This is a genomic window from Magnetospirillum molischianum DSM 120 (genome assembly GCF_000294655.1).
GTDB classification, from domain to species: Bacteria; Pseudomonadota; Alphaproteobacteria; order Rhodospirillales; family Magnetospirillaceae; genus Phaeospirillum; species Phaeospirillum molischianum.
The window spans coordinates 76,297-100,800 of record NZ_CAHP01000060.1 but is presented as its reverse complement, the minus strand read 5'-3'; the positions used below and the strand labels follow the sequence as shown (position 1 = coordinate 100,800).

Genomic DNA, 24,504 nt, shown 5'->3' with positions numbered 1-24,504 from the left:
ATATAGCGTCGAGAAGTGCGGGCAGTCTAGTCAATTTTGACTTGACCACCCGCTTTTGCCGATCAGTGCAAATAGAGATTGCGATCCTTGGCGATCTCCTTCGAAACGTCCTTGGCGATTTCGTCCAGACTGCTCAGACGCTCCTTGAGACTGAGGCAATCGCGCGGGAGCACATCCAGGCTGACTTCGCAGCGCTCGTCGTAGGCGAGGCCGGATACCAGGGCGTGATGGTGCTCCTGATAGGCGACATTGAACGGAGGCTTCCCTTCCTCAACCACATAAGGGATGCCGGGCGACACCAGAACCAAGCGGAAGAAGTAGGTGTTGGTCATGTCGTAGCAGCGCTCGACATACTTCATTGCCGCGTCGATCTCGACCCGGCTGACGTTAGAGCGCCCAACGTCAGCCAGCAGATACGCCGCCATGTCGAGAGGAGTCCGGTCGCTGACAAAGGGGCCAGACGCCCGGTGAATATCTTCTTCGGCTCTATCGAGGATCGCGTGTTGAACCTTCAGGCGGGTTTGCATATCGAGATCGGCGTCCATCGGGATGCCAAGTTCGGCGTGAACTGCGGTCGAGCTAGAGGTAATAAAGAGAAGACCAGACCTGGCTGCATACTCGCGAGCGAGGGTGGTCTTCCCGGTGCGATGCGCGCCGATCAATCCAAGCATCAGTCGTCCTTTCCGCAGCGAACGTGTTTACCGGCGCCGTCGGTGCAGTTCGACGATCCGCCGTGAGCGGACGGGAACCAAGCCGGGAAGCTGAAACCGGAGAGACTGTCAGTCGAAGCGGATTTCGCCGAGGTATTGGGGTGGGAGGAACTGGCGGTGGCGGGCTTGGCCGAACTGACGGACGCGCGAGCGCCCGCCGAAGCATGACCGCCGCCACCGCCGCCACCGCCCTTCGCTTCGGCCTCGGCGCAGAACACAGCCAGGGCCAAAGTCAGAACGATGGAGGCGATGACGTTAATCATGATCAGACCCCCGTGGACCCGAAACCGCCGGCGCCGCGAACCGTGTCGGGCAGATCATCCACCTCGATCGGCGCCGGGCGGCCGATCTGCTCGACGATGAGCTGGGCGATCCGATCGCCAGCCTTGACGACGAAAGAAGTCTGCCCGGTGTTGATCAGGATCACCCCGATTTCGCCCCGATAGTCCTCATCCACCACGCCGGCCAGCACGTCGATCCCGTGCTTCAGCGCCAGGCCCGAACGCGGAGCTATGCGGGCGTAAAAGCCCGACGGGACAGCCCCGGCAATGCCAGTCTTTACCAGCCGACGATCACCGGGGGCGACGATGGTTTCTTCGATCGAGGACAGGTCCATGCCGGCGGCGCCAGCGCTGCCATAGCTCGGAATGACGGCGGCAGGGTCGAGCTTCTTGAACGGGATGACGAACATCAAGCGGCTTCCTTTTCCTGGGTGGCTTCGTCAGTGGAGTCCTCGAACTGCACGCCCATCACGGCGGCGAGAATACGGGCAAAATGAAGGGCGCCAGCCTCGCCAGCTTTTTCGGCGTTCTCGAACGGACCCCAGATGCGAATTTCGGCGGCGTCCTGGTTTTCTTCGGCCTTGGCCAGAGAGTAGTAGAACCCCGGCTTGAAACCTTCGACCGGGCTCGTCTCCAGATCGTAAATGCTGATCGGCAACTGTCCGCCCTCGGGGGCGCTGGGCAGGTTCTCGTTTTTCGTCAATTCAGTCATGACTTTTCCTTTCAGGCGTGAACAATGGCCCTGTCGAAGACGACAAAGCTGTGAGTTTCACGATCCTCGCGCGAAACCTCGCGCCAGGCCGTGCGGTCGATATTGGGGAAATAGGCATCCCCGACGACATTCCTGTGAACCTCGGTCAGATAGATCCGCTCAACGAGCGGCATCGCCAGTTCGTAGATCGCGGCGCCGCCGATGATGAACGCCTCACCAGTGCCGGCGGCTTCCGCCCAGACCAGCGCCCGCTCAAGGCTATTGACCAAGAAGGGCGATCCAACTTCCATTCCGACCTTGGCGCTGGTCAGAACGATGTTCAGACGCCCAGGAAGCTGTTTACCGAGACGCTCCCAGGTCTTCTGGCCGAACTGTTCGCCAATGCTCTCCCAGGTCTTGCGGCCCATGATCACCGGGTGGCCCATGGTCGTCGCCTTGAAGTGACGCAGATCATCAGGAATGTGCCAGGGCATGACGCCTCGATAGCCGATGACGCCATTTTGCGAAGCGGCGACGATGATGTTCAAACGCATGTTGCTCTCCTCAGACCGCTACCGGCGCCTTGATTGCCGGATGCGGGTCGTAGCCGATCAGCGTGATATCCTCGAACTTGAAATCGTCGATCTCGCGAACCTTGGGGTTCAGGCGCAGGTCGGGAAGAAAGAGAGGCAGCCGCTCGATCTGTTCGCGAGCCTGCTCGAAATGGTTCAGATAAAGATGCACGTCGCCGCCGGTCCACACGAATTCGCCTGGCGTGTGCCCCGTAACCTGGGCCACCATCAACAGCAACAGCGAGTAGGAAGCGATGTTAAACGGCACGCCGAGGAACAGATCCGCCGAGCGCTGGTAGAGCTGGAGATCCAGCATCCGCCGCGGAATGCCAGCTTCGTCGAGAATATTCGCTTCCTCGTCGGGCGACGCACCAGTGGGCATGACAACGCCCAGGCCGGCGCCAAGAGACACGCGATGATAATGCGCAATGGGTCGGCTGTTGAACTGAAACAGACAGTGACACGGCGCCAGAGCCATCTCATGCAGGCTGCCGACATTCCAGGCGTTGATAATGATACGCCGACTGTCGGGATTGGTGCGCAACGTGTGAATGGCGTCACCAAGTTGGTCGATGCTCAAGCGCCCCATTGGATCGAGCGGATATGCTGGCCAGGAGCGCCACTGTTCACCGTAAATCGGCCCCAGATCGCCGTTCTCATCGGCCCATTCGTCCCAAATCGAGACGCCATTCTCCTTCAGATAGGCGATGTTGGTGTCGCCCTTGATGAACCACAGCAGCTCATGAACGACCGACTTCCAGTGGATCTTCTTGGTGGTCAGCAGCGGGAAGCCATTGTAGAGCCGAAAGCGCATCTGAGCGCCGAATACAGACCGGGTGCCGGTGCCGGTGCGGTCGTCTTTCTCGGTGCCAGAACTGAGAACCTGACTAAGAAGGTTGAGATATTCCTGCACGGCTTACTCCTTTTCGACACGCTTCCAGATCACCTGACGGCCGACCCTGGTGAACGCGATCATCCCCTTCTTGCGAAGTCTCTGAATGATTTGGTCAATAAGACGACCATGCTTTTCGCCGTTGTCGAAATACCTGCACAAATCGCCATAGGTAAACGGTTCACCTGAAAGCATCCGATTTTCGATCTGTTCAGGAAGCGTCATCATGATCAGGACACCTTCCCTTCGGCCCAGCGCAACAAACCTTCGGTCACGTCGCTCTGGTTATGCTCATCGACAGCGCCGCTTTCGGTGATGTGATGGCAAATTTCTTCACCCAACTGCTTCATTTCGCGATAGGGAAGGGAGCGGATCAGACCGGCGATTTGCTTGACGCGAGCCTCGGGGTCATGCCCCTGTGTTTTGGCTTCAAAATGACGTTCGCCCATCTATTCCTCCGTTTGTTTTGGCTTCCCGCCCCGCGTTGCTCGGGGCGGGTTGCTCATGGGTGTGATAATATCAACGCTGACTTGACGCAGCAAGCGGCATAAATCAGCGTTGATTGATCAGCAGCGACCCCCGCCCTTGCGCTTCGGCTTGGCCATGACAATCACCTCCTTCAGGCAGCCTTGTTGAAATCAACGGGGCAAGCCCCGCTTGCGCAATCCACATGCGCGAAGTCCACGTCTTCCTTGACCTCCTGATCCTCGCCCGAACGGATCGCGGCGCTGATCAACTCATAGACCGCCTTGGTCACAGGTTCCTCGGGCTGATACTCGTAGGCGGTCATATCCACCGACGGCATTACCGAGCAGCACCGGACGGTGAACTGGCCCTCGATGATGGCGCGCTGGAAGTCCTCGAAGCTGACCACCTTCGGATCATACTTCAGGGTGTAGCTGACCTGGTTGCCGGTTTCGGACAGCGGGGTAAAACCGTCTTCCTTGACACCGATGATCCAGAAGCGCTCCAGCAGGCGCAGATACTCGAACTGCTCCTCCGGGGTCGCCTCGGGCGCCGTCACCAGCTTGTCGCCCATTCCGAGCTGGCAGATCACCGGCGCGGTCGGGAAGCCGACGATGGTGGTTCCCGAGTAGGTCCGCAGGCGACGCACCGGATAACCCTGCTCTTCCAGCTTCGCAATCAACGGGTCATCGTTGCGATACTGGACCCAACGCAGGTATTCGCGCAGCGCCGGGAGATGAGCGCCTTCAGACAGGCCGAACAGCTTGGACGTGGTGCCGGCCGGCTTGATCGTGGTGTTGGTATGCGGCACAGTCACGCCCAGCTCAGAGGCGTAGCGTTCGCATTCGTCCACGACGGCCCGCTTGAACCGGGACAGAGTGAGCCAAAAGGCGCCAGCGCGAACGCTCGGGTCCATGTCGGTCGCCATCAGCTCAAGCTGATCGACGCCCCACCCGCACGGCCCGCCGTGGAAAACGGGGTTCACCATGTCGCGAAAGCTGATCTTGAAGAACCTCCAGGCGAACTCATGCAGGCCGGTAATGCCGACGCCGATACGGTTCGTCCGGTTGACTTCGCGCTTGTAGAGACTGTCCATCAGGTTGGTGCGGATCAGCGCCCGAGCCGCGGTGCGGAAGGCATCTTCGGCGTCGTCCAAATCCTGGGCGTGGAAAGGCACAACGTCGGCAATGACGCAGTAGCCACCCAGGACCAACAGGGTGATCTCGCCACACGGATTGGTGATCATGCGGTAAGGCATGTTCATCACCCGCCGCAGGATCTCCTTGCCGATCTCCTTGGTCTCCTCGTCGAGCTGATACTTCGCACTCTCAGCGAAGATGCCGTCGGCGTAGACCTCCATGCCCTCGTCGTTCTGAGTCAGCATATCCACGTTGATGAAGCCGGGTTCGCCGGTGCCATCGAAGTAGGACGCCTTCAGGGCCTCCTGCATGACCTTCCAGGCGTGCCGATCCCACTTATCGAAGATGGGCCAGCCGATGAGGGACCGAGCCTTGAGCGGGTCCTCGCCGGGGTTGAGCTGAACCCAACCCCAGACGTTCTCCACGCGATCACGGAACTCCTGGTCGATCGTGATCGAGTTGTTGGACGACCACAGGAAGCCGCCGCGCTTCAGCTCGATGAACTCGAAGATCGTGGCGTCCTTCCAGAACTTGGTCGCCATACGAGCGGCCCGGCGGGCGCCGCCGACCAGAACGCATTCGGCCAGATAGTGATCGGCGTAGATCGTCGCGCGCCAAGGCTTCATGCCGGCGTCGCGCAGCCGGCCGACGTTGCCGATCGCCTGCATCAGTGGCCCGGGGCCGGAAGCCGGGCGACCCTGCATCCCCATAATCGCGGCGCCGCGGGGGCGAACGTCAGAGAAGTCGAGGATCAGCACCGCTTCGCGCTTGCGCAGGAACGCCAGTTTTTCGATCTGCTCGATCGCCTTAGCCCAGCCTTCGCGGCTGTCAGGAACGCGGAAATAGTGGATTTCGCGGCCGGCATAGAGATGACGCGCGTCGCGCTCGGTCAGGTAGCCAGTGATCTCTCCGCTCTGAACGTCCTTGTGACTCCAGTCGATCACCGGAACGATAATAGGCATGTGATTGAAGTCCACAACCATCAGGTCGTCGTCATAGGCGCGACCGACGCCCGAGCCAGACAGCAGCAGCTTGAACAGAATGGTGGACAGGGCCGAGCTAGAGCAGTTGCCAGTCAGCAACCCATTGGCGAGCACGAAGGTCGAAGTGACCGGCTCCTCGGGGCAATAAACCGGGGCCTTGCCCAGGTGCTCGATGGACTCGACCTTCCACTCCACGTTTTTGCGAAGGCGAATGATATGCAAGTCCTTGCCGTTGGCGAAGGAGCCATCGCCTTCCTTGCGCTCCATGACGCGGTGCATGGTCACATTGAAGCCGGCGTAAGCTGCGTGCTCATCCAACCATTCGGCCGCCATTTCACTGGAGGTCGAGATTTCCAGGCAACGATCCTGACCCTTGTAGCCGTCAGCCAGCCACCAGCCGTAAATGAACCCGGCGATGTATTCGGGGTCGCGCGTGAAAGGCAGTTCCTTCGCGTGCTCGAACTTGCCGATATAGTAGACGCGATCACCGTTGGCGTGGGGCGGCGTGGTGTAGCGATAACCGGCGGCGTCCAGCCATCCATGAACCTCATCGCGCACCGCATCCTGCTTGCAAACGCGAATGCTGGCGTAGGTGCGACCCTGTGAAATGCCGGGACGATAATTGTCGCGGCGACCCTTGTGAGCCGTGCCGTCACCGAAGATCAAGCCGTGAACCACTGCCGCCTCGTTCATGCCAACATCCGCATGAATGGGAGTCAGCACATCGCCGGTCTTCAGCGAGGCAGTGATGGAGCCGTCGCGCAGTTTCCAGCGGTGATTGGCGGTTGCCTTCACGGTGCGGCGGAACTTGCCACCGCCACCAGTGAGCGAGCGAAAGGTGATCTCGTAAAGATCCTGCTCGCCGTGAGCGTTGATCATGGCAGGACGTGGCTGACCGTCGCCGGCGATGACCGTCACGGTCTGACCGACAATCTTGCCGATCTCAACAGGGCCATACTCCATAGTCAGGATACGGGTCGAATATTCCAGACAATTCGTGAACACCTCCATCGGACGATCAGGCTGGGTTTCATCGCCGTGCTGGAGGTGGCGGCCGGACATCAACAGGGACGCCTGCCGCAGATGATGGTGCATCCGATCGAATTCGATGCGCTGCTCGGAGGTGAATGAGACGTTGGTGTCGAGGAAGCCACCGACGAACGGGGCGTCCTTTTTCGGATGCAGCAGGGCGTTACCCAGCGCGACGCGCCTGGCCACGTCTGCCCATTCCTCCGTCACGATCTCGCCGATGGCCCAATAAAAGCCCTGAACCACCTCGTCGTCGCCAAACTCGACGTGATAGTCACCCTCAAAAGCGTGACCGTTGGACTTGGCCAGGGCCGCAATCTGCGCGTCCAGCGAGGTCGAGTCGTCACGGGGAATGGAAAAGGGGACCTGCTTGGGAAGGTCCAGACGACGAGTAATCTTGCGGTTCACAGTGCGATCGGCGACCGCCTTGCCGATGCCGGCAAAGTAGCTGCGCGCTTCCGGCAAGGGGCGGATTTTGAAAACGTAACCCATGCGGTCCTCTCTTGGTCAAAAGGGGAAAGAGTTTATCAAAGTCAACGCTGACTTTACAGACTTGACATAATCAAGCAGCCAGCTTTAGTGCCGAGCGCATCATGGCGAGGCTGTGCTTGAACTGCTGGCTCTGAAGACCGGCGTAGATCGCACACACGCCGTCGGCCAGGTGCTCGTTTTTGGCGTTGAACTCCACCTTGCCCAGGCGCTTGTAGGTCAACCAGGGAGCCTCGGGGTGACGCTCGATCACCCACTCAATCATATCCTCCTTGGCCGCGGTCTTCTTGCCGACGGTGGCGAGCTTGACCTCAGTGGGGTTCACCTCAACCAGCTCGACCGGGCAGGCGCCCAAGATCGCGGTAGCCATCGATAGGGCCTTCAGGGCATTCGCGCTCTTCGCGCCGCCAGAGGGGACTTCGGCAAAGCCGAAAGCCACGAAGTCCGGGTCGGCCCAGCCACGCATCGCCTGGATGATCTCCCGGCACCGACGCAGATCATCCGAGCCCTTGCGAACCTGCTTGCTTTTGTCCTTCTCGGTCTCGACCAGCTTGAAGCCCGTGACCTTCAGCTTGAGCGTGTCGATATCCAGGTCGGCAGCGACCATGCCGAAATTGGCCAGCGAAGGGTCGAAGCCGACGACCTTGATGATGTTGCTCATTACCATGTCCCCCAAATCGGATTGTCGCTGTAGCGATCACTCAGCGCTGACTTGCTGATTGTAGCGCCGGAAAGGGCGTCCAGAGACGGCAAAATCGCCCCCTTCTTCAGTTCACCAATGGTCACGCCGAACAAGTCGAAGAACGCCGGCATCTCATTCAGCGGGATTTCCGCCCGAACCATGTCGTTCATCGGATCGCTTTCGGACTTGCCCCAATCACCGATCGGCTCGAAGCACAGGATCGCGCCCTTTCGCTTGCCCATGTAGACTTCGACGAGCCGCATCTGTTCGCCACCGATCAGCGGATGCTTCGTGAAGCTGCCGTCACGCTGCTTGAAGGTGAGCTTGGCCGGCGCCGACTGGGTGTAGATGGGTCCGGCTTCCGCTCTCAGGCGCGCATTCAGCCAATCAACGGCCGTCTGATCAACCATTCATCCTCTCCTCGATCTTCTCCAAAACGATTTTCGCCACCTGGGCAAAGAGAAACCACTGCGGCACAGGCCGCTCTTTGATGCCGGTCAGCATCAGGTCGGGATCGAGATGATTACGCCGACAAAGCTGCCTGGCTACCCACTCGATCCATTCACTGCTGGTCAGCTTGGGGCCGAGCCGCGCTTCGAGAACACTGTCGCGCTCGCGACGACGCTTTAGAACCGCATCGGCCCGAGCGAGAATAGCATCGACGTTCACGCCGACTTTTCCTCGGCCACCGGGATCATCAAGCCGCGCCTGATCAGATAAGCCCGAGCGTGTTCGATGTTCTCCTGGGCTACAGAACTGACGACCTTGCCTTCGAGATTGATCCGATAGGGGGTAAACAGCATTCCCCAGGCATATTTCGGCCCGCTGCAATAATCGGCGACGGCCGCCCGAACGCGCTTGGCCGACATCTTCTCACCGTCGAGTCCGCGAACACCCATGGCGATCAGCCGGCGATGAATTCCCACCTCCAGCGGATGCTTCACCGAAACGCCCTTGCTCATGAACGTCCGCGGGAAGGCATTCGCCAGGGCCTCGCGATCCTCGCGAACCTGCTTCTTGTCGATCTTCTTAGGCATGACACGAAGTCTCCTTCTTCGATTTTTCAATCAGTCTCTTGGCGCAGCGCAGCGCTTCCGTGCGCGCCATGCCCTGCTTTTGTAAGTCGTTGGCAGTGCGCGCCTCGTCCTGAAGCTGCTGCCAAGCCTCCTTATCAAGGAGTTCGCTCAACGGGCTACGCATGACACAGCACTCCGTCAACGGAGGACCGACCGCCCTCCTTTTTCACGATCACCTGCTGACGACACCAATCCTTGAGGTCATTATGGCTGATCACGAGCACGGTCCCCCGCTCGCGCGCCTTCTCCTCGAGGATGCCCATTAGTCGTTCAAGACCCGCCACATCGAGAGCAGTGTCGATCTCGTCGCCGATCCACAAATTGATCGGCTTGGTCGCCCGCGACGCCACCAAGTCCTGCAACGCGAGGCAGCACGCGAGCCTGACCTTGCGCTTCTCGCCGCCCGACAACCCGCCAAAGCTCTCAGCGCCGGTGGCGTCGGTCACGTCGATGGCAAATTTTTCGCGCAGTTCGCCCTTGGCGGTGGTCGAGAGCGTGGACCAGGTGGCGGTGATGTTGCCGTCGGACAAGCTGCCCAGATAATGGGCCGTGCGCGCGTTCAGGAAGGGCGTCACGGTATCGAGGATTTCGGCGCGCACGCCGGCAGGGCCAAACACCTTCACCGCGCTCTGGGCCAGCGCCAGGCGAGCCTGAGCAGCCTCAAGCGTCGCCTGCTTGGTGCCGATCTCCTCAACCAGCTCCTCGATGGTCCGCCCGGCCTTCTCGATCAAGGCAGCGAAGGGGTTCTGCTCGTCCTTCAGTCTCTTTGCATTCGCGATGTGCTGGCGGGTGCGATCAGCAATGCGGGAGCGCTCCCCCTTCTTCGCTTCGATGTCCCGCAGTTTCGCGCACAGACGCCCCTGCAACCCCGTGGCAGCGCTAATGTCTGTCATCCCCGCGACGAAAGTTGAAAGCCCCTCAGCGAGCCCCGCACGGGCTTCCCGGAGGGTGTTTGCTTCTGCCTTCTTCGTCTTGACCTCATCGACGACCTTGCGCAGCTTCCCAGTGGCGATCTTCCGAGCCTCGGTCAGATCGCTCGCCTCATAGGATTTGCCGCACTCGCCACACGGCTTTCCGATCCGGCTGTCGATCGCATCAACCTCTGCCTTCCGGCGCTTGGCGTCGTTGGTCAGCCGGTCGATCTCGGCGGTGACGACGGCGATCCGCCGATCGGCGGCGGCCAGCTCGCGCTCGAGGCGCGACTTTTCCTCTTGTTCGCCGACGACCTCCTTCAGCTTGCTCTCGACCTCGTCGAGCTGGGCGAGAACGCCAGGCTCATCCAAAGTCGCAATATCCGCATCGAGCGCTTTCACCTGATCAGCCAGGGCTTTGGCAGTTTCAGACTCGGACTGAACACTTTCAGCCCGCTTTTCGTCCCAGGCGCGCTGCTGGCCCTGCAACCGAGCCACCTCGTCCTCGGTGGAGTCGATGCGAGCCTGAATGCGATCAAGCTGGGCCTGCGCGTCGCAAGCCTCGCGCTCGGTGACGGCCTGCTTAGCGCGAGCCACCTCATACGCCTTCTCGAGGATCGTGATACCGGCCGCTTCCTCGATCAGCAGCTTGAGTGGCTTATCGGTCATCGCCGGCAGATCGGGCATCTTCTCCTGACCCGCATAGACTGCCGAATTGAAGACCTCCTCCGAGCATCCGAGGATACGGTTCACTTCAAGTTGGGTCAGCTTGTCGGTGCCCTTTGTCAGGTCGCTCGGCGCTGGGGCGAGCTGTTTCACCACCAGGCCGTTCTTGCCTTCTTTGTGCTTGCGGTGACGGGCGATCTCGTAAAGCTCGTCGCCGTCGCGAACCACCGCCGCCACGCGGCAGTTCTTTCCGACGAAACGGTTAATCACGCGATCGCCGCTCTCGCCGCGGGCGGTGGTCCCGAAGAATGCCCACGAGATGGCGTCAGCAATCGACGACTTGCCCGCGCCGTTCGAATTGGCGCTGGTGTTGTCGGCGTTCTCGCCCTGGATCAGCACCAGACCGCGATCGGTCAGGTGCAGCTTTGCCTCGCCAATGGTGAGGAAATTCTCGATGGTCAACGTCTCAACGTGCATCGCTCGCCTCTTCTTTCATGCGAGTCGGCATGTTCGGGCCGTTGACCCAAAACTCACCGCCGCAGGTGTCGCACACGAAACCATCGGCGTCGCCCTCAGACTCGAAGCGACCATTCAGGTATTCGCCCATTTCAAGAAAGGCGCCGGTTCCATCCTTGATGTCCCCCGACATGCAGTATGGGCAAAAGCGAGGCTTGCCCATTAGAACCTCCGAGCGTAAATGACGATACCGGACCCCATCACATCCACGTTCAGACGAACAGTGGTCGGGTCGATGTCGGCCGGGGCGCAGTGGATCAGACGATTGCTTTCGATCGCCGGCTCGTCGAGTTGGCGACAGACCCAACAGCCGGGGCAGACCGCAATCGGCTCCAGATCGTCTTCGATCTGACCGACGGTCGTCGAGCGGCTGGCGGGTTCATTGACGATACGGGTCTTCATCAGGCGGCACTCCTGGCTTCGGTGAGAATGGAGTCGCAATAGGCGGCAAGCTCGGTCGGACGATCGAAGCTCTTGGCGACCACATAGGCGGTCACGGAAGCTTCCAGGGTGACGCCCGATTTGGCGGCGACGCCGGTGCGGGAAACTTCGGTCTTGCGGGTGGCGTGGATCACGCCACCCTTGGCGCCCATACCCATCAGCTCCTCGCGAGCAATTTTGATTTCGGTCTCGGTCACATCCTCCAGCTTCAAGCGGACGTAGTTGCCGTCGGCGAGGAAGGGGATGTCGGCCGGCGGGGTGTCGGGCGTGATGTCGATGAAGGACGGGGCGTGCGAAGCGCGATATCTCACGTCGTCGCTGACGATCAGAAAGCCGGCTCGGGTGCCGACATCGCCCCAGGTCTGCTGAGTGGTGGCACCGATCGAGAAGACGCCGTTCCCGAAGTCCTTGTGGTCGTGATAGTGGCCAGCGAACACGCGACGGAAGCCAAAGCCAGCGAGTTGCTCGGCAGTCAACCCGTGAGAGGGCAGACCGGGGATCACGCCGTCGATGGGAGCGTGTAGGATCACATCGAAATCGCCGGCGCCCACGCGACCATTCAGATCGTCGAGGGCATTCAACAGATCGGCGGTGCTGGAATGCCAGGGAACCAGGGCCAGACGGTCGATCACTTCGGGCTCGTCACAAACACGCACGCCGGCGTCAGCCAGGGCGCGCACGGCATTCCCCACGCGGTCGGACTCCTTGCCCTCCAGATCGTGATTGCCAGGGAGGGCAACGATCCCCACACCAGCGCCGCGCAGATCGCGCACCACCTCGAGGACGGGGTTCAGCACGGTCGGGCTGATTGAGCCCCGGACGTGGAAGATGTCGCCGGCCAGCACCATCAGATTTCCACCGGCGGCCAGAAGCTCCTGCCCGGCCCGGCGCATCTCAGCGCACTGGATGGCAAGGCGGGAGTTGACCCCATCAGCGTTGGTCGTCGAGAAGGTAGACCAGTTGTGGAAGTGCAAATCCGCAAGTAGGGCGTAGGGTCTTTTCATCTTCGTCCCTCAAATCAAGAATGACTTAACTTAATGCAGAATAAACATAGAATAAAGCGGCAAGTAAAGAGAGTTGCGCAGGTGGCCCCTGGGCAACATTTGCCTTTTGGCGCAACTCTCTTCACAACGATTAGCGACACGCTGATTTTGGGTAACATGGCGAGTCTGGTCGCTAAATTATGGAAGATTGACAGCCTCGGCATGGGGAACGGGGGTTGGTTGGTCAATCTTCCTCCGACTTTCGTCGGAAACTTGTGGGCGAGACACCGTTGGGGTGGGCAACATGGGTTCTCTGGTCTCGCCCCGCGATCGGCTTATGCCGTCGCAAACTCTCCCCGCCACGCCCGCCACAGATCGCGCAAAACGCGCTTCTCGACGTAACGCTGGGCGCGGCGATGGGCCAGCATCTTGGTGATATCCGGGCTCTTGCCGGCCTCGTAGACCTTGCGCTCGTCGTAAAGCGTCTTAAGGGCGCCACCGGCCTTGATGATGCAGGTGCCGACATTCCACATGACCGAGCGCCGGACGGGGTTGTAGCCATGAACGAGCGCCGCTTCGGCGTCGGCCACCTTACGCTGTCGCTCGGTCCCGATCACCGCAAGCCCCATGCGCTTCCACAGCTTGGCGGGATTGTTGTAGTTGGCCAGGTCGCCCGCCTCGCCGATGATATTGGCGAGATTGGTCATGCCAACGCCGCGCTGAGTGGCGACCCATTCGGCAACCGGGAGTTTCTTCGCCAGCTTCTCCAGCTCCTTGCCAAGCTTGGCGCAGTCGCTCGCGATGCCGTCGTGCGCAGCAAACAGGGCACCGTAATTCTGTGACAGACCCACGGCGATTTCCACGTCCTCGGCCTTCTGGACCTTGTTGGCGATCAGTCGATCGACGATCACGCCGGCACGATCCTTGTCACCATCCACGGCGGCGCGAGCGAGCGCCTTGAGCTGAAGAACGATACGGTTCTGCGCCATCTGGAGCTGCTTGCGCTGGCGGTAGGTGAGTTGGATCTGAATAACGAGATCACTCAGGTTCATTGATCTATCTCCGTTCTGTAGTGACGCGCCGCACTCGGTTTCTGGGTAACATGAAATCCGTAGCAGCGCGTCACTATTGGTCGAACACGTCATCCTTGGGTAACAATGCGCTACTGGTTCAAAATCTGAAGGTCTTTAGAGACGCGATGGTGCTGGGCAACATTCTGTGCTTGGTCTCCAAAGACCTAACTCGTGACTACAGAGCGTCCAAAATCTTCCCGGCCATTTCGTCCGTCAGCACTTCACGCACCAGGGCGGTGGGAGAGCCGAGATCAGCGATGGCGAAATAGAACTTGGCCCGACGCTCAAGCCCCTTGGCCCTGCTGCGTGAAAGTTCCGCCTGGGCACGAACCTCTTCGAGCGTCAGATCGCCAAGCCGACGACCTTCAACCAGCCACTCGTCGAGAAACTTCCGCCCGGTGGTCACGACGGAAGCCTTGACCAGACTGGAGAACGAACGAGATCCGGTGGGCGCGGGGGCAGGCATCGCGGATTTCGGCAGCGAACGCCCCAGCATTTCACGCTTGCGCTTTGCCGCGTTGTGAATTCTCGCGAGAGCGCCGTCTTCTATCAGCAAGCGCATGTAACCGTTGACGGGAGTGGACCCGATCAACTTCTTGATCAATTCCTGCGCTGCGTCTTCATAGGACTTGTGGCGCATGATCAGATCGTCTGCAATGTCGTTGATCACGTCGCTCGGCGCGGTCGTAACGACAGGCGCGACAGCTTTTGCTGCTGAAATCGACATTCTAACTCCTTCTTTCCGTTCGAGAGACACCGGCACTCTGGGCAACATTCATCGTTTGGTCTCTCTTCAGAGTTCAATCATCACTGACTGAACAACCCCGTTATAGCGCGCCCCGTGGGGCATGTGAAGCGGCAAAATCATTCAACGCTGATTGATTATTCAGGCCGGCTTGAGGATCAGCTTTCCCCGCTTGCGCCAGAAGAAGCGCAATGGCAGATAGCGCTGAAGCGCGCCGCCACGAGCGCTGTAGTTCAGCACCTTCGCCTTGGTGCTGTCGGTCAGCCATTCAATCTTGGTCATCCAGATGTCACCAGTCTCGCGAACGATGACGCCCATCGCCTTGATGCCCTTGGCGCGCATCTCGAGGATCGTGTCGATGTCGAAAGCCCAGGCCGCCTTGCCGTCACGGATCGCCTCCGAAATCGAAGAGCAACCGTGACGGAAGATTTCCTCCTGCTTCCGATAGGCGATGTAGCATTTCCGGCCGTCATCGAAGGTCACAATGCCCCCGTAGAGCCGACGCCCCTTCTTGACATGCTGGATCTTATATTTGAACGGATTTGCCTTCAAAGGCGCGGACTTGCTCATGATCCCAATCCCACAGTCCGAGCCGGCCGCTTGCCGGCACGGGGTTGTTGAACCTAATGGGCTCGCCCATGAACCAGGCAAAGCGGCCCGGGGCGTAAATGCCGAAAGCGCGCTCCCGGTCAGGGATGCGAGCGATCAGCTCATCTGTCATCAGCTTGCAATCCAACAGTTTCGTCTTGCCGATGACCGCGCCGCGAGGTAGCTCTGCGAGGGGCGGGAGCCCGGTGGCTGCGTAATGCACCTGGAAGTCTGGGGCGGCGTAGGCAACTCTTTGTTCGGTGCGAAGGTTCTTGCACGACGCAATTGCAACTTCCTGACCGATCAGACCGTTGGGCGCTGGCCAGGGGCGGGTTTCGATCCTCTTGTGTCCCGTCACCAGCAGCAGCGCCCAGGGCTGCCAAACGCTCAATGCCTTCATCTTCCGTTCCCCGGCTTGTTTGCTTCAAACATAGCGCGGGTTAGCGAATTAGCGAAGGTGAAGAGCGCTACTCGTCTTCGTTCTCCTCGCGATCGGCGCAATTTCCGCACTTGCCGTCATATCCTTCGCCGTCTTCAAGCGAAGCGCCACACTCGCTGCACCTGTCATCCCCTTCCTTATTCAACTCGGTGCCCGAGAAATCGGCCCACACCCAGGCGAGAACATAGGCACCGTTGCCGTCTCCTTCGCTGATTGTGGCGATGCCATCGGCGGGATCGTCGATCTCGACCTCGCCATCGACATGATGCTGCTCGCGAGCGATGGAAACGATGGCCAGTTCGCGCTCGCTAGGCTCGGCAAGGGCCTTGAAAAGACGCCGCACCAAGTCGTCGGCAACGCTCTTGCTCAAGTCAAGCCCAGGCGAAACCCGCAAGATGGCGTCAATTTCTTCGTTGGACAGATAAACGTGAGGCATCAGGGTCCCTCCACCTTCTCGAAACGGGGTCTTCCCGAGGCCGCTTCGCCGAAGAACATCGTCTTCGGACGGAAGAACATCTCGTGTTCGCAGGGATAGAGGGGGCGATAAGCCACCATCTCCTCCTCCGTCTCGGTATGAATGCCGATCCCGACCAGCTCATAGAGCTTGCCAGTGGCGACGTGCCGATAGATTTGAGCGCCCGACGCCGAGACGATCTCCACGTCCTCGATGCCATAGTGCCCGAGAAACTGACGGGCCAGATTGCGGGTCTTGAACACCTTGCCGGTGTTGTCAAAATGAACCTCGCGCTCGCTCGCGGACGCCACGAACTGCCCGGTCCCTCTGTGCTTGAGCTTGAACATCCGATCCTCCGTCGAAAGTGGGGCGCCCGAAGGCGCCCCACTTGATCACGCAGCCTCCAGAAGCGCCTCATCGAGGTCGCGACCTACGGCGGGCAGCAGGGCCTTGAGCTGCTCGACGCCGGTGGGGTCCGCTTCCAGCTTTTCCACCAGGGCCTTGCGGAAGTAGCTCTTGCCGTCGGTCCAGGTGATGTGAGCCTTGCCCTTCTCCAGGGCGCCGACCGCCACCAGGTAGTCCACGAGGGAACCGACCACATCGAATTTGCCGGTGCCATCGGGCTGAAACAGGAAATCCCAGGACGCCTTCAGGAAGGGACGATTGACCTTGTTCTTGACGCACTCAGCGCCGATCCGCTGCCCGATCTTGGTCTTGTCCTCGCCGGTGCCGGCGGTCAGCATCGAGCGACCCAGCTTGATGCGAACCGAGGCGTAGAACTCGGGAGCGTTCCCGCCCGGCGTGGTGGTCGGATCGCCGAACATCACGCCGATCTTGGTGCGCGCCTGGTTCAGGAAGATGATAAGGATGTTCATCTCCTCGGCGTGCAGCGCCAGGGCGTTGAAGTTTGCGCTGGTGGCGCGGGCCAGGGCGGTGTTGTCGTTCATGTTGAAGTCGGTGGCGTCCTTGTCCGCCTTGGACTGCGGGATCATCGACGCCAGCGAGTCAAACACCACCACGATGGGCGCGTCCTCGGGGAGAGCTTTGGCATCGCGAATGGTCTTCGCCGCCTTGATGGCAATCGTGGTGGACTCCTCGTAGGTCCGAGGCGTCTTGAACAGGAACCTGCCCGGGCTGGTATCAAGGCCCATTTTTTCAGCCAGGCGCTTGTCGAACGAGCGCTCGTGATCAAAGAACATGGCGAAGCCGCCGGCCTTCTGGGCGTTCTTCATCACGTTGGTCGCGATGGCGGTCTTGCCCGAGCTGGGCGGACCAAACATTTCGATGATGCGCCCCATCGGCATCCCACCGTTGTAGGAACCGCTGATCGCGTAATTGAGGGGCGGATAGCCGGTGTCGATCCAGCCGCGCACCTCCTGCACCTCGTCGTTGCCGCCGACCGTCTTCAGGAGGGCTTCGGCCAGCACGTCGGCAGGGGACTTGCTCATGGTCTATCCTTTCGAGAAGGGGAGGGGCCGCAAGGCCCCTCCCGGTGGTCAGATCGCGCGGGCATGCTTGGCAAAGGGCTTGAACACCTGACCGCAAGCGTTCTTGACCTCGATGCGACCGCGAACGAGGGTGGCGTCGCTCACCATGCCTTCGAGAGTGGTGATGGCGCCGTTGCGGGGATTGCGAACATCAAAGGAAACCTTCTGACCAACGGTGAAGCTCAATTCAGTCATGACTTTACCTTTCGTGCGGATTTATGGTGTTGGGAGGAGGTGATTACGCGGCTTCGTCCGCGAGCAGCGCTTCCAGATCGCCCAGCTCGTCGTCGGCGACGGGAGCGGAGACGGGAGCGCTGGTTTCGGTCACGACGGCGCCGGACTGCCCCTCGGCGCCCGCCGCCGGCTCGACCTTCTCGGCGCGCTTCTGACGGGTCTTGCGCACCTTCGGCTCGCCCAGGGTGAAAGCGCCGAGAGCGACGGGCTGCGGACGGTTCATCGCGGCGGTGATCACGTCGATGGCGCTCTGGAGATGGGCGCCGATGAATTCCTGCATCTTGTCGAAACGCGCCTGATCCATCAGGGTCGGATTGTTGTCGGTGGTATTGGCGATATCCTGAAGAGTCTTCGCCACCAGGTTCACGCGACGAGCCAACAGGGTGTCGAATTCGTTCTGGTTAAGCAGCTTCATTGTCTTTGTCTCTCTGGTTGTTGTTGAAGGCTGCGCAGAAGTTGTCTAAGTCGCGCAGCAAGGAGTGAAATGACAGGTCTTCACAAATCGAGCGGAACGCCGCCCGGTCGAACGCGCCCTTGTCGAGCGTGAGGCGCTCAGGCTTCGGCCGCTCGGCGGTCTTCAAATCCATCAGCATCATGTTGAAGGCGAACCGATCCCGCCCTTCGGGGGCGCAAAACTCGGTCAGCTTCTTCCGATAGCGAGCCAGTTCCTCGGGAAGCTCGAAGCCGGGCGTCTCGGCCGCGGCCCAAAACTTCTCGACGGAACCGAACTTCTCCAGAAGGATCGGCGCCGCCTTGTCCCCGATACCGCCGACGCCGGGAATGCAGTCGGAGGAGTCGCCCTTCAGAGCCTTGCCCTGAAGGAACGCGCGGCCATTGACGTAGCCGGTCTGGGTCTGGAAATCCCGATAGGTGATCTTCACCTCGCGGATCGGATCGAACCACAGAACGCCCGGCTCGACGAGCTGGAGCCAATCCTTGTCGCCCGAAATCAAAACGACGCTATCGCCGCGGGACCGAGCCTTGCTGGTCAGCAGACCAGCCAGATCATCGGCCTCCCAGTTGATGGCCATCATCTGGTTGACGCCAAGGGTCCGGGTCGCCCGAGCAATCCAAGGCTTCTGAGCCTTGTAGCGCTCCTTCTCAGCAATGGCCTTGGGGTCTTCCTTCCGCTTCGCCTTGTAGCCGGCGAAGTGGTCGTAGCGCCAAGACCGCCCATCCCACAGGACGATCGGCTTGAACCCCGAGTAGCCCAGCAGTGTGATCCGCAGGCTCTTTAGGAAATGGAAGATCGCCTGCACCTCCATTTCGCCGGCCGTCAACTTGGAGGTTGACTGCGCAGCGAAACCGAGAGAATTGCCGTCGATCAGCATGATGCCGGGCATCTGAGGCTCCGTGATGGAAGTAAAGGGAGGGGCCGAAGCCCCTCCGCTGAGGCGTGGTCTGGTGTTAGTCCAGGTCCGCCAGAAGGCTCTCGATGTCGTCGTCACCGAGATCCTCGTTGAAGCTGTCACCAGCGGTCGCCTTCGCCGCGACGACAGTTTCGACCGACGCCTTCGGCGCGACCTCGAAGGGCACTTCATCCTCGACGGTAAAGGAGCCGTCGATGACGTTCGGGTCCTCCTTCGGCGCAGGGGTGGCCGGCTTATCCTTCGGCCCGGTCAGGGCGGCCCGAGCACCAGACGGGAGCGCCGCGCGACCGGAAACCGCGGAGAGGGCCTGGAACGCCTTATTGAGACCAGCCTCGTATTCCTGGTTCACGTAGGCATCCAGATCGTTAAGCTGAGCCAACAGGGTCTTGTTCACCGGCTTGGACTTCGCCGCCGGCACCACCGAATATTCGGTGTTCAGTCCCTTGCCCTTGCGCTCGATGATGATGTCGATCCCGGCGTCGGGGTCGATCATCTCGGCACCGTGCTCTTCCATCACGTCGAGGATCTTCTCGAACGTGGTGGGAGAGAGATCGAGGATCACCACTTCGCCGGCGTTCTCGCCATCGGGCTGGATGGCGTTGAGCAGATAGCGAGTCTTCGACTTCGCCTCGGTCAGGGCCTTGATCAAATCGTCGTCGGTCGCCGACGAAATCGCGCTGGCGACGGCATCGCACAGCTCGCAGGGCTTGCCGAACGTCTTGTCGGTGCAGACATAGACTGCCTTCAGTTCGCCGGTCTGATCCTTGATGAAGTGCTGCCCGAACTCATGGAAAAACGTCGGATCGCCGTCCTTCTTCCAGGTCGGCAGAATGCGCCAGCGGCTCTTGCCCGGCGGCGGTTTCACCGTCTTTTCACGACGCCCCGACGCAGCGGCAATGCCCTGCTTCTTCTGCTTGATAATGTCCATCAGGTTCTTCGACATGCTTTTTGCCTTTCGAGCTTTCTGCTTTGGTTCTTGCCGATGGGGTTGCCCTCTCGGGTATTGCCCCATCAGCGCTTCAACGTGAATTATACATTCAACGCTGACTTGCCATCGTAGGAGAAATTACGCGGCTTCGCGGTTCTCCGACACGAGGCGGGCGGCCCGGTCGCGCGTCACATCGCGCTGGGCCTCCTCGCGGGCCGCAGGACCCTTGAGGAACAATTCGCCCTTGGCTTCCTCGCGCAGCGCCACGCCAATCTGCACCAGCATATCCTTGCGCTGCTTGAAGGCTTCCAGAGCATTCTTGGCCAGGTCGGCGATCATACGGGCGTCGTTGACCTTCTTCTGGGCCTCGACGTATTCGCGATCGCGCAAAATCTCCTTGCCGAGGGCGGCCTCGGTGATCTTGGCGCCGGCCTGGGCGTATTCGTCGCGCAGACGCTTGTCCACGCGGGACTCCACGATGTCGGCAGCCAGCTTGGCGGTGTCGTAGCGCTTCTGCGCCTGAGCGGCGATCACCGCATAGTGCGCAAACAGGCTGGCCTGCCGCATCATCGCGGCGGAAATGTCATGATCCGAGAAGGCCAGATCCTTCTGGAGCTGCTCGGCGTCCAGCAGGGGCTTTTTGGGCTCGCTGGGGGCAGTGGTTTCGTCGCTCACGGGTCTATCTCCGTTCATTGGGGCGCTGTGTCGCGCTCACGGGGGAATATAGCGTTGCTTGGGATTAAATATCAAGTCAGAACTGATTTACCTTGCGCGGCAAAATGAAGGGGCGCGAACGCCCCTTGCTATTCGACGGCGACAAGCGCCTGACGCAGAAGGACGCGCACGGCGTCCGCATTCTGCGCGCCAATCTCCCCCGTCTCGCAGTCCTCGACCAGAACGAAATCCGGGCAGTCTTCATTCACGCCAATGACGCGATGGGTTCGCCCATTGGAACGATAGGTTTCTCCGACCATGTCGTCATGTTTCATTGCAGTCTTGTCCTCATGTTATAGACAGACAAAGCTGTCCGCGAATTTCGGCCCGAGCGTCGGCGAGCGACTGTGCCAGGCCGACATCCGCTACCACATTATGCTCGGCGAACAGCGTTGCGGCCGTTTCAAGACCCTCAAGCACTGTCCGCCACATGGCGGTATCGAGCAAAACCGCCTGGACGTTCTCATCGACCAGTTCCACCATCATCCTCCGTCCCGCGAATACGCTAATTCGCTAATTCGCTAATTCGCTAATTCGGGATGATGGCAGGCTCGGACTCACCCGTCAAGCCAGGCTAATCGCTCACCATATCAGCGACCGATTTGAACACGTCGTTCAGCACCGTCTGCTTGGCCGGGTCGAACTTAATCATCCCTGGGTTGATCCCGACGACGATCGAGGCGTCAAGGGTGGGATCGAAGATCACCTTGCCAGCGTGATCCATAATGCCGCCCTTGAGCGCCCCCAGGAAATGCTTTGCCACCGCCGAGCCCAGACACACGATAACCGGCGGCTTGAGGATCTCGATCTCGCGATGGAGAAACGGAACGTAGGTGTTGATCTCGTCGTTGGTGAGCTGTTTCTCCCGCTTGGGAGCCTTCACCAGCGTCGTCCAATACCCGTCGGACTTAACGAGACCGGCCGCCGTCATGGCTTCCTCGACATAAGCGAAGCCATCGCCTGCGGTGATCTGATCGTGCTTCTCCTCGGCCCAATTCGGCGCGTCGGCGATCACCATGAATTTCGACCGCTTGCCCAGGAACGGTTTCGGATGAATGCCGTCATCGACGGCCCGATACTCGCGCACCAACTCCTTGATCGCCTCAACCGTCGCGGCACCCATGTCGATGTCGCGATCCGCCTTGATGTTGCGCGAGACAAGGCCGGGCATCAGCTCCATTTGATCCTTCAGCCGATCGGGATGATTAGCCGGCAACGACCCGGGCTCAATGCGGGCAAACGCTCCCACCCGGCGCAAAATGTCCTGGTGCCGGATGTTGCACTTGCGCTTTTCGACCCGAGCAAGAAAGTCGTCCACGTCCTTGAACGGGCCACTTTCGCGCGCCTTCAAGATCGCCCCCGCAGTGTTGTCCGATATTCCCTTCAGGGCATTGAAGGGAATGCAGAGAATGGCGTCGTTAAGGATCTCAAAGCGGTCGCTCGACACGTTGATGTCCGGGGCAATGACCTCGATCCCGTTCTTGCCAGCGTCCTTGAGCAAGCTGGCCAGCTTGTTCTCGCGATCCTGTGAGGTGCTCTGGCTCTGAACGGTCAGCGCCGCCGCATAGAACTCGGCCGGATAGTAGGTCTTCAGCCACATGCTGATATAGGAAATCAGCGTGTATTCGACCGAGTGCGACTTGTTGAAGGCGTAACCGGCGAACACCTCGATCTGATCAAACAGGCGCCCAGCCTCCTCCTCGGACATGCCCGAGTTGTCCACGCAGCCGCGCACCCATTTGTCGCGCTGCTTGGCCATCTTCTCCTTGTCCTTTTTGCCCATCGCCTTGCGCAGGTGATCGGCGTCGGCCTTTGTGAACCCAGCCAGGTCCACCGCGGCCTGCATGACCTGCTCCTGATAGACGATGACGCCGAACGTCTCACGCAAAGCCGGCATCAGTTTGGGGTGGTCGTAGCTCTCGGAGCGAATGCCCTGCTTGATCTCAACGAACTGATCCTTCAGGCCCGCATCCATCGGCCCGGGACGATAGAGCGCAGTCGCCGCGGTGATCTCCTCAAAGGTGATCGTCCCACTCGCCCCAAGATCCTTCAGCAGCTTCCTCATGCCGCCCGACTCGAACTGGAACACGCCGACCGTGTTACCGCGGGCGAAGTTCTCCAGCACCTTTGGATCGTCAAGCTGGAGGTCGAAAAAGTCGATCTTCTTCCCGCGCAGCCTGAAAATCTGCTCGCGCGCCAGCTCCAGCACGTCCAAGGTCGAGAGCCCGAGGATGTCCATCTTGACCAGGCCGAAATCCTCGCACACCCGCTTGTCCCAATTCACCGTCGCCCCGTCCTTCCGGCGCTCGACGACGGCCCGATTAACCAGCGGTTCGCCAGCGATGACGATGCCGGCGGCATGGCGCCCCAGTGTCCGCATGACGCCCTCGAGCTTGATGGCGTGCCCGTAGATCGCCGGGTGCTTCGTCACGAACGACTCAATCTCGGGAACCATTGTGACGGCCCTCTCCAGCGGCACCGGCTGCCCGTGCTCCTTCGGCATGAGCTTGGTCGCTCGCATGTCGTCGTCGGTCAGCCCCGTCACACGGCCTACATCGCGGATTGCGGACGCAGCCTGCAAAACGGCGTAGTTGCTGATCCCCGCCACCTTGTCTTCGCCATAGCGCTCAACCAGGTAGGCGACCACCTCATGCCGACGAGTGGACATGAAGTCGAGATCGGCGTCGGGGAGGTCCAAACGCTCGGGGTTGATGAAGCGCTCGAACAGCAGGCCGAACCTGATCGGATCGACATCGGTGATCCCCAGCAGGTAGGCGACAAGCGACCCGCCGACTGACCCACGGCCGGGGCCTACAGCGATCCCGTTGCGCTTCGACCACATGACAAGATCCTGCACCACCAGGAAGTAGCCAGCGAACCCCATGTCGCGCAAGACGCCTAGCTCGTATTTCAGCCTGGGATGGTAGGTCTCAGCCAACTCGTCGGCGTTCGGACGATGCCCGAAGGCCGGACGCGAGAAGCGCCGCTTCCAGCCCTCCTTGCACTCCTCAACCAACTTGGCGAACTCATCGTCGGCGATCTTGGGCAAGCTGACAGGCATCTTCTCCCAAGTGTAGCCGACCAGCTCCGCGAAGCTGTCCTGATTGACAAGGCCCTCCTTCCAGCCGGCCTGATCGAGACCGGGATAGCGCGCCTCGATGCGATCCTTTGCCCCCTTGATCAATCCGATCAGATCCGCGAGCTTGCGCGCGTGATGATCGCGCGACGCGGGCCTGAACGCCCAGCGGTCGGCGATCTTCACATTGCGGCTGATGGCGCTCAGCACATCGAGAGTGTCCGCCCCGCCACCCTGATAGAAGGCTGGGTAGGATACGAGCGTCGGCAGGTTCAACTCGGCCGACGCGACCAGGGCGTGATGATTAAGGGTGTCGAACAGCGGAGTTGCGACTGGGGCCAATTCGAGAAACGTCTGGGAAGCCCCCAGACGCCCCGAAACTTCCCGCAGCATATCCCGCGCCCCGGGGTGATGGAACGCGCCCCAAGCGTCCCCAGACGTGAAAATCAGATGATCCCCGCCCCCGATCAATTCCCGCATCAAGTCGTCGAACCCGAGCCGAGCGACCTGATAGAAGCGATCTTCGGAGTTGGCCAGGGTCAACAGCCGCATGATCCGGCGCAGGCCCTCCTCGGTGCGCGCGAACAGCTTAGGATACCACTCCCGATTGTCCTTTGCCTTCTCGCCAGACGACCGGGCGGGCTTCTTATAGGTCGGGTCGTCAACGATCCGCAGGCGGGCGCCGATAATTGGCTTGAGCCCTTCCTCCTTGCACTTGCTGGTCAGCTCCACGAGCCCCGAGACCGTCATCGTGTCCGCCAGAGCCACGCCAGAATACCCCAGCGCCTTGGCGTGCTTCACAACGTCCTTTACCTGAAGGGTGCTCTCGCCGATCGAAAAATGCGACCTGGCACCAATGAGCAGCGGCAT

Annotated in this window: 33 protein-coding genes; all 33 read right to left on the bottom strand. The window is 60.4% G+C overall.

Features of this window, described 5'->3' with window-relative positions; translation table 11 throughout:
* Positions 1-62: 62 nt before the first annotated feature.
* Positions 63-671 carry an AAA family ATPase gene (locus tag PHAMO_RS18065; RefSeq protein ID WP_002731455.1) on the bottom strand — a complete coding sequence of 203 codons (609 nt, stop codon included), beginning with the start codon at positions 669-671 and terminating at the stop codon, positions 63-65.
* Positions 671-973 carry a hypothetical protein gene (locus tag PHAMO_RS18060; protein ID WP_002731454.1) on the bottom strand — a complete coding sequence of 101 codons (303 nt, stop codon included), beginning with the start codon at positions 971-973 and terminating at the stop codon, positions 671-673. The genes PHAMO_RS18065 and PHAMO_RS18060 overlap by 1 nt, the downstream gene beginning before the upstream one ends.
* Before the next feature lie 2 nt (positions 974-975).
* Positions 976-1,401, bottom strand: coding sequence for a dUTP diphosphatase (gene dut, locus PHAMO_RS18055; RefSeq protein WP_051002479.1), 426 nt, complete (start codon positions 1,399-1,401; stop codon positions 976-978).
* Positions 1,401-1,703 carry a hypothetical protein gene (locus PHAMO_RS18050; RefSeq protein ID WP_002731452.1) on the bottom strand — a complete coding sequence of 101 codons (303 nt, stop codon included), beginning with the start codon at positions 1,701-1,703 and terminating at the stop codon, positions 1,401-1,403. The genes dut and PHAMO_RS18050 overlap by 1 nt, the downstream gene beginning before the upstream one ends.
* 11 nt (positions 1,704-1,714) lie before the next feature.
* The gene (locus tag PHAMO_RS18045; protein WP_407635478.1) at positions 1,715-2,230 is read right to left on the bottom strand and encodes a dihydrofolate reductase; all 516 of its coding nucleotides are present in this window, start codon (positions 2,228-2,230) and stop codon (positions 1,715-1,717) included.
* 16 nt (positions 2,231-2,246) lie between these two features.
* Positions 2,247-3,167, bottom strand: coding sequence for a thymidylate synthase (gene thyA / locus PHAMO_RS18040; protein WP_002731449.1), 921 nt, complete (start codon positions 3,165-3,167; stop codon positions 2,247-2,249).
* Between the two features lie 3 nt (positions 3,168-3,170).
* A complete protein-coding gene (locus PHAMO_RS18035; protein WP_002731448.1) occupies positions 3,171-3,374 on the bottom strand; it encodes a hypothetical protein in 204 nt (67 codons plus the stop codon).
* A 2-nt stretch (positions 3,375-3,376) separates the two neighbouring features.
* On the bottom strand, positions 3,377-3,595 hold the full coding sequence (locus tag PHAMO_RS18030) for a hypothetical protein (RefSeq protein ID WP_002731446.1): 219 nt from the start codon (positions 3,593-3,595) through the stop codon (positions 3,377-3,379).
* A 170-nt stretch (positions 3,596-3,765) separates the two neighbouring features.
* Positions 3,766-7,254, bottom strand: coding sequence for a putative ribonucleoside-triphosphate reductase (modular protein) (locus tag PHAMO_RS18780; protein WP_002731445.1), 3,489 nt, complete (start codon positions 7,252-7,254; stop codon positions 3,766-3,768).
* Positions 7,255-7,324: 70 nt separating this feature from the next.
* Positions 7,325-7,912, bottom strand: coding sequence for a hypothetical protein (locus PHAMO_RS18020; protein WP_002731443.1), 588 nt, complete (start codon positions 7,910-7,912; stop codon positions 7,325-7,327).
* Complete coding sequence (locus PHAMO_RS18015; protein WP_002731442.1) at positions 7,912-8,343, bottom strand: hypothetical protein; 432 nt, start codon at positions 8,341-8,343, stop codon at positions 7,912-7,914. The genes PHAMO_RS18020 and PHAMO_RS18015 overlap by 1 nt, the downstream gene beginning before the upstream one ends.
* Positions 8,336-8,602 (bottom strand): hypothetical protein, encoded by a 267-nt coding sequence (locus tag PHAMO_RS18010; RefSeq protein WP_002731441.1) that lies wholly within the window; start codon positions 8,600-8,602, stop codon positions 8,336-8,338. Before PHAMO_RS18010 ends, PHAMO_RS18015 begins: the two co-directional genes overlap by 8 nt.
* Positions 8,599-8,970: a ProQ/FINO family protein gene (locus PHAMO_RS18005; protein ID WP_002731440.1), complete on the bottom strand. Its 372-nt coding sequence runs from the start codon at positions 8,968-8,970 to the stop codon at positions 8,599-8,601. The genes PHAMO_RS18010 and PHAMO_RS18005 overlap by 4 nt, the downstream gene beginning before the upstream one ends.
* Complete coding sequence (locus PHAMO_RS19660) at positions 8,963-9,133, bottom strand: hypothetical protein (RefSeq protein ID WP_002731439.1); 171 nt, start codon at positions 9,131-9,133, stop codon at positions 8,963-8,965. The genes PHAMO_RS18005 and PHAMO_RS19660 overlap by 8 nt, the downstream gene beginning before the upstream one ends.
* Positions 9,126-11,063, bottom strand: coding sequence for an AAA family ATPase (locus PHAMO_RS18000; protein WP_002731438.1), 1,938 nt, complete (start codon positions 11,061-11,063; stop codon positions 9,126-9,128). The genes PHAMO_RS19660 and PHAMO_RS18000 overlap by 8 nt, the downstream gene beginning before the upstream one ends.
* Entirely contained in the window at positions 11,053-11,265 is a 213-nt protein-coding gene (locus PHAMO_RS17995; RefSeq protein ID WP_002731437.1) for a hypothetical protein, read from the bottom strand. The genes PHAMO_RS18000 and PHAMO_RS17995 overlap by 11 nt, the downstream gene beginning before the upstream one ends.
* Complete coding sequence (locus tag PHAMO_RS17990; RefSeq protein ID WP_040567801.1) at positions 11,265-11,504, bottom strand: hypothetical protein; 240 nt, start codon at positions 11,502-11,504, stop codon at positions 11,265-11,267. Before PHAMO_RS17990 ends, PHAMO_RS17995 begins: the two co-directional genes overlap by 1 nt.
* The gene (locus PHAMO_RS17985) at positions 11,504-12,547 is read right to left on the bottom strand and encodes a metallophosphoesterase (RefSeq protein ID WP_002731432.1); all 1,044 of its coding nucleotides are present in this window, start codon (positions 12,545-12,547) and stop codon (positions 11,504-11,506) included. The genes PHAMO_RS17990 and PHAMO_RS17985 overlap by 1 nt, the downstream gene beginning before the upstream one ends.
* 314 nt (positions 12,548-12,861) lie before the next feature.
* The gene (locus PHAMO_RS17980) at positions 12,862-13,578 is read right to left on the bottom strand and encodes a hypothetical protein (RefSeq protein WP_002731430.1); all 717 of its coding nucleotides are present in this window, start codon (positions 13,576-13,578) and stop codon (positions 12,862-12,864) included.
* Between the two features lie 196 nt (positions 13,579-13,774).
* Complete coding sequence (locus PHAMO_RS17975) at positions 13,775-14,326, bottom strand: hypothetical protein (protein ID WP_002731429.1); 552 nt, start codon at positions 14,324-14,326, stop codon at positions 13,775-13,777.
* A gap of 159 nt (positions 14,327-14,485) precedes the next feature.
* Positions 14,486-14,827: a hypothetical protein gene (locus PHAMO_RS17970; RefSeq protein WP_155801879.1), complete on the bottom strand. Its 342-nt coding sequence runs from the start codon at positions 14,825-14,827 to the stop codon at positions 14,486-14,488.
* A 43-nt stretch (positions 14,828-14,870) separates the two neighbouring features.
* Positions 14,871-15,332 carry an ASCH domain-containing protein gene (locus PHAMO_RS17965; protein ID WP_002731426.1) on the bottom strand — a complete coding sequence of 154 codons (462 nt, stop codon included), beginning with the start codon at positions 15,330-15,332 and terminating at the stop codon, positions 14,871-14,873.
* 67 nt (positions 15,333-15,399) lie between these two features.
* A complete protein-coding gene (locus PHAMO_RS17960) occupies positions 15,400-15,807 on the bottom strand; it encodes a hypothetical protein (protein ID WP_002731425.1) in 408 nt (135 codons plus the stop codon).
* The gene (locus tag PHAMO_RS18775) at positions 15,807-16,172 is read right to left on the bottom strand and encodes a DUF1653 domain-containing protein (protein WP_002731424.1); all 366 of its coding nucleotides are present in this window, start codon (positions 16,170-16,172) and stop codon (positions 15,807-15,809) included. Before PHAMO_RS18775 ends, PHAMO_RS17960 begins: the two co-directional genes overlap by 1 nt.
* A 45-nt stretch (positions 16,173-16,217) precedes the next feature.
* Positions 16,218-17,273 (bottom strand): RecA family protein, encoded by a 1,056-nt coding sequence (locus PHAMO_RS17950; protein WP_002731423.1) that lies wholly within the window; start codon positions 17,271-17,273, stop codon positions 16,218-16,220.
* A 48-nt stretch (positions 17,274-17,321) separates the two neighbouring features.
* Positions 17,322-17,507, bottom strand: coding sequence for a hypothetical protein (locus PHAMO_RS17945; protein WP_002731421.1), 186 nt, complete (start codon positions 17,505-17,507; stop codon positions 17,322-17,324).
* Between the two features lie 43 nt (positions 17,508-17,550).
* The gene (locus tag PHAMO_RS17940) at positions 17,551-17,961 is read right to left on the bottom strand and encodes a hypothetical protein (protein ID WP_002731419.1); all 411 of its coding nucleotides are present in this window, start codon (positions 17,959-17,961) and stop codon (positions 17,551-17,553) included.
* Positions 17,948-18,889: a 5'-3' exonuclease H3TH domain-containing protein gene (locus PHAMO_RS17935; protein WP_002731418.1), complete on the bottom strand. Its 942-nt coding sequence runs from the start codon at positions 18,887-18,889 to the stop codon at positions 17,948-17,950. Before PHAMO_RS17935 ends, PHAMO_RS17940 begins: the two co-directional genes overlap by 14 nt.
* A gap of 64 nt (positions 18,890-18,953) precedes the next feature.
* A complete protein-coding gene (locus PHAMO_RS19770; protein WP_002731417.1) occupies positions 18,954-19,859 on the bottom strand; it encodes a hypothetical protein in 906 nt (301 codons plus the stop codon).
* 123 nt (positions 19,860-19,982) lie between these two features.
* A complete protein-coding gene (locus PHAMO_RS17925; RefSeq protein ID WP_002731416.1) occupies positions 19,983-20,519 on the bottom strand; it encodes a hypothetical protein in 537 nt (178 codons plus the stop codon).
* A gap of 128 nt (positions 20,520-20,647) precedes the next feature.
* On the bottom strand, positions 20,648-20,833 hold the full coding sequence (locus PHAMO_RS17920; protein WP_002731415.1) for a hypothetical protein: 186 nt from the start codon (positions 20,831-20,833) through the stop codon (positions 20,648-20,650).
* 13 nt (positions 20,834-20,846) lie between these two features.
* Positions 20,847-21,044: a hypothetical protein gene (locus tag PHAMO_RS17915; protein WP_002731414.1), complete on the bottom strand. Its 198-nt coding sequence runs from the start codon at positions 21,042-21,044 to the stop codon at positions 20,847-20,849.
* An 88-nt stretch (positions 21,045-21,132) separates the two neighbouring features.
* Positions 21,133-24,504: a DNA polymerase III subunit alpha gene (dnaE, locus tag PHAMO_RS17910; RefSeq protein ID WP_002731413.1), complete on the bottom strand. Its 3,372-nt coding sequence runs from the start codon at positions 24,502-24,504 to the stop codon at positions 21,133-21,135.

Bases quoted from the DNA above. Each gene is read 5' to 3' on its own strand.
- PHAMO_RS18065 (WP_002731455.1), bottom strand. From the start codon at position 671: ATGCTTGGATTGATCGGCGCGCATCGCACCGGGAAGACCACCCTCGCT.
- PHAMO_RS18060 (WP_002731454.1), bottom strand. From the start codon at position 973: ATGATTAACGTCATCGCCTCCATCGTTCTGACTTTGGCCCTGGCTGTG.
- dut (WP_051002479.1), bottom strand. From the start codon at position 1,401: ATGTTCGTCATCCCGTTCAAGAAGCTCGACCCTGCCGCCGTCATTCCG.
- PHAMO_RS18050 (WP_002731452.1), bottom strand. From the start codon at position 1,703: ATGACTGAATTGACGAAAAACGAGAACCTGCCCAGCGCCCCCGAGGGC.
- PHAMO_RS18035 (WP_002731448.1), bottom strand. From the start codon at position 3,374: ATGATGACGCTTCCTGAACAGATCGAAAATCGGATGCTTTCAGGTGAA.
- PHAMO_RS18030 (WP_002731446.1), bottom strand. From the start codon at position 3,595: ATGGGCGAACGTCATTTTGAAGCCAAAACACAGGGGCATGACCCCGAG.
- PHAMO_RS18780 (WP_002731445.1), bottom strand. From the start codon at position 7,254: ATGGGTTACGTTTTCAAAATCCGCCCCTTGCCGGAAGCGCGCAGCTAC.
- PHAMO_RS18020 (WP_002731443.1), bottom strand. From the start codon at position 7,912: ATGAGCAACATCATCAAGGTCGTCGGCTTCGACCCTTCGCTGGCCAAT.
- PHAMO_RS18015 (WP_002731442.1), bottom strand. From the start codon at position 8,343: ATGGTTGATCAGACGGCCGTTGATTGGCTGAATGCGCGCCTGAGAGCG.
- PHAMO_RS18005 (WP_002731440.1), bottom strand. From the start codon at position 8,970: ATGCCTAAGAAGATCGACAAGAAGCAGGTTCGCGAGGATCGCGAGGCC.
- PHAMO_RS19660 (WP_002731439.1), bottom strand. From the start codon at position 9,133: ATGCGTAGCCCGTTGAGCGAACTCCTTGATAAGGAGGCTTGGCAGCAG.
- PHAMO_RS18000 (WP_002731438.1), bottom strand. From the start codon at position 11,063: ATGCACGTTGAGACGTTGACCATCGAGAATTTCCTCACCATTGGCGAG.
- PHAMO_RS17995 (WP_002731437.1), bottom strand. From the start codon at position 11,265: ATGGGCAAGCCTCGCTTTTGCCCATACTGCATGTCGGGGGACATCAAG.
- PHAMO_RS17990 (WP_040567801.1), bottom strand. From the start codon at position 11,504: ATGAAGACCCGTATCGTCAATGAACCCGCCAGCCGCTCGACGACCGTC.
- PHAMO_RS17985 (WP_002731432.1), bottom strand. From the start codon at position 12,547: ATGAAAAGACCCTACGCCCTACTTGCGGATTTGCACTTCCACAACTGG.
- PHAMO_RS17980 (WP_002731430.1), bottom strand. From the start codon at position 13,578: ATGAACCTGAGTGATCTCGTTATTCAGATCCAACTCACCTACCGCCAG.
- PHAMO_RS17975 (WP_002731429.1), bottom strand. From the start codon at position 14,326: ATGTCGATTTCAGCAGCAAAAGCTGTCGCGCCTGTCGTTACGACCGCG.
- PHAMO_RS17965 (WP_002731426.1), bottom strand. From the start codon at position 15,332: ATGAAGGCATTGAGCGTTTGGCAGCCCTGGGCGCTGCTGCTGGTGACG.
- PHAMO_RS17960 (WP_002731425.1), bottom strand. From the start codon at position 15,807: ATGCCTCACGTTTATCTGTCCAACGAAGAAATTGACGCCATCTTGCGG.
- PHAMO_RS18775 (WP_002731424.1), bottom strand. From the start codon at position 16,172: ATGTTCAAGCTCAAGCACAGAGGGACCGGGCAGTTCGTGGCGTCCGCG.
- PHAMO_RS17950 (WP_002731423.1), bottom strand. From the start codon at position 17,273: ATGAGCAAGTCCCCTGCCGACGTGCTGGCCGAAGCCCTCCTGAAGACG.
- PHAMO_RS17945 (WP_002731421.1), bottom strand. From the start codon at position 17,507: ATGACTGAATTGAGCTTCACCGTTGGTCAGAAGGTTTCCTTTGATGTT.
- PHAMO_RS17940 (WP_002731419.1), bottom strand. From the start codon at position 17,961: ATGAAGCTGCTTAACCAGAACGAATTCGACACCCTGTTGGCTCGTCGC.
- PHAMO_RS17935 (WP_002731418.1), bottom strand. From the start codon at position 18,889: ATGCCCGGCATCATGCTGATCGACGGCAATTCTCTCGGTTTCGCTGCG.
- PHAMO_RS19770 (WP_002731417.1), bottom strand. From the start codon at position 19,859: ATGTCGAAGAACCTGATGGACATTATCAAGCAGAAGAAGCAGGGCATT.
- PHAMO_RS17920 (WP_002731415.1), bottom strand. From the start codon at position 20,833: ATGAAACATGACGACATGGTCGGAGAAACCTATCGTTCCAATGGGCGA.
- PHAMO_RS17915 (WP_002731414.1), bottom strand. From the start codon at position 21,044: ATGATGGTGGAACTGGTCGATGAGAACGTCCAGGCGGTTTTGCTCGAT.
- dnaE (WP_002731413.1), bottom strand. From the start codon at position 24,504: ATGCCGCTGCTCATTGGTGCCAGGTCGCATTTTTCGATCGGCGAGAGC.